Raw genomic sequence first — 2,202 nt, forward strand, 5'->3', positions numbered from 1 at the left:
AAAGCACACACCAGTCCGACCGACAGATTGAGCAATACCCAGTTCTTGACAGACCTGCCACAGTTGTTCGCTCGTAAACTGAGTACCGCGATCCGCGTAGAAAACCAGCCCCTCAGGTACATCACCCCGCAAGGTATAAGCCATGCGTAATGCACGTTCAACCAGGTGAGAATTCTGCACACTATCCATAGCCCAGCCCAAGACCCTCCTGGAGTGTCCATCCCGAATCGCACACAGATACAACCAGCCTTCCCCGGTGCGTAGATAGGTAATATCTGACATCCACACCCGGTTGAGCTGACCTTGATCAAATAGACGTTTCACCAGTTCTGGAAGCGTGGACTTCCGCTTGGATTGAATGGTAGTCACGGGAACAAAAGCCCTGGGTGAGATACCTTCAATACCCATCATCCGCATGCGTTTGGCTACGGTTTTACGATTAACTATGATGCCTTCGTCAACGAGTTCTGCGGTAATACGCGGGGCACCATAGACTTCGTCGGAATCCTCCCAGATGTCATGAATACGCTTATCCAATTGGTCGAGAAATCTCTGACGTTTATCCTCGCCGCGCAGTCGGGTGACTTGAGACTTTTCCCATTTGGCAGTCACCGGAACGAGAAACATGCAATAACCGGCTCATTCGCTTGATGCTGTAGTTCGCCTTGCTCTGGCTGTATTAGCTCAAATTTTTCCGATCGCGTTGCGACGCCACGAAGAAGGCTGTGGCTTTTGACAAGAACTCAATTCACCATCTTGACCTCAGCCAATTCACGTCGTAAACGGGCGTTTTCAGCTCGTATATCGGCATCACTGCGCCCATCATCCGAGCCTTGACGTTCTCGTTCAAGCTTGACCCATTTGCCTAAGAGTCCTTCGGCTACACCGATTTCCTTAGCCACATGTGCAATCGGTCGCCCCGACTCGATGACCAGCCTGGCAGCCTCCTGCCGATACTCCGGCGTGTACTTCTTCCTTGACGAACTCACAATGGACATCCTCTCCTACGGACACAAGATCCGTACAAATTGGGTGTCCACTACTCGAGGGTAACCTCAAATCCATGACATTTGGGAGGAGTCTGAAGTGCCCCGAGTTTTGTTCCTAGGCGTTTGCCTTGATTTCCATTATTTCCTGTGGCGGGGTCTGCTTCCAAAATTCGGTTTCCACCTCGACCGGAGTTCGGTATCCCAAGCTTTGGTGGAGCCTAGTCTCGTTCCACCATGACACCCACTCGAACGTCGCGATTTCTACCTCGATCACGTCATCCCACCTGCGGGTATGGATCAGCTCGTTCTTGTAGGAGCCGTTAACGTTTTCGGCCAGAGCATTGTCGTAAGAGTCGCCGACACTTCCGGTGGAAGCGGCAATCCCGTGCTGGGCAAGTCGCTCGTTGTAGACCACGCTGACATACTGCGACCCGTGATCCGAATGGTGAATGAGACCTGTTGTTTCCTCAGCACACACGATCGCCTGGTTGAGAGCTTGCAGTGGCAGTGCTTCGGTCCGCATCGAGTCTGATAACGCCCACCCAACAATCCGTCGGGAGTAAACGTCGGTGACAAACGCGGCATACACAAAGCCTTTCTTCGTGCGCACATACGTAATGTCGGCCACCCACAGTTTATTCGGACCCTGGGCTTTGAATTCACGCTCGACTAAGTCTGGGCGCAGATCAGGCGTGTTAGCTTTTCGGGTTGTGATAGGTGATCCGCCTTTGCCTTTGCCAGAAACACCGGCCAAGCGCATCAGCCGGGCGGTTTGTTCACGACCGATATCAATTCCTTCACGGCGAAGCGCATGCCACATTTTCCGCACACCGTAAACACCGTAATTATCCCGATGAACAGCACTAATGCGATCAACCAGCGCAGCATCGCGAAGGCGACGAGCACTTAATCCACGGGCCTTGGATTGGCGATACCCACGCGAGGTGATAAACCCACCAGCCCGGTTATTTTTCAACGTCTTACAGATGAACTCGACGGAGAAACTACTCCGGTATTCATCGATGAACCGGATCATTTCCGACGTTTTGGGTCGAGTTCCGACGCGAAAAAAGCTGAGGCAGCCTTCAGAAGTTCATTGGTGTCGCGGAGCTCTTGATTTTCACGGCGTAGCCTCGCGTTTTCGGCAGCCAAATCTTCGGGCACGGGTTCTGGGATGTTTCCTGCACGGCGGGCCTGCTGGGTCCATTGACGA

3 protein-coding genes and 1 pseudogene are annotated in these 2,202 nt (G+C 52.9%); all 4 read right to left on the reverse strand.

Translation table 11 applies throughout. From position 1 onward, the window contains the following. The coding region (locus tag ACG98I_RS13820; RefSeq protein WP_394732588.1) for an IS3 family transposase at positions 1 to 627 on the reverse strand (627 nt) is incomplete at its 3' end. Between the two features lie 116 nt (positions 628 to 743). Further along, on the reverse strand, positions 744 to 989 hold the full coding sequence (locus tag ACG98I_RS13825; protein ID WP_394721114.1) for a transposase: 246 nt from the start codon (positions 987 to 989) through the stop codon (positions 744 to 746). Positions 990 to 1,104: 115 nt separating this feature from the next. Next, on the reverse strand, positions 1,105 to 2,025 hold the full coding sequence (locus ACG98I_RS13830) for an IS3 family transposase (RefSeq protein WP_394719950.1): 921 nt from the start codon (positions 2,023 to 2,025) through the stop codon (positions 1,105 to 1,107). Further along, positions 2,022 to 2,202, reverse strand: a pseudogene (locus ACG98I_RS13835) (transposase); the annotation flags it as partial. The gene ACG98I_RS13830 and the pseudogene ACG98I_RS13835, both read right to left, overlap by 4 nt.

Origin of the sequence: Corynebacterium sp. L4757 (assembly GCF_043673995.1) — a bacterium.
GTDB lineage: Bacteria > Actinomycetota > Actinomycetes > Mycobacteriales > Mycobacteriaceae > Corynebacterium.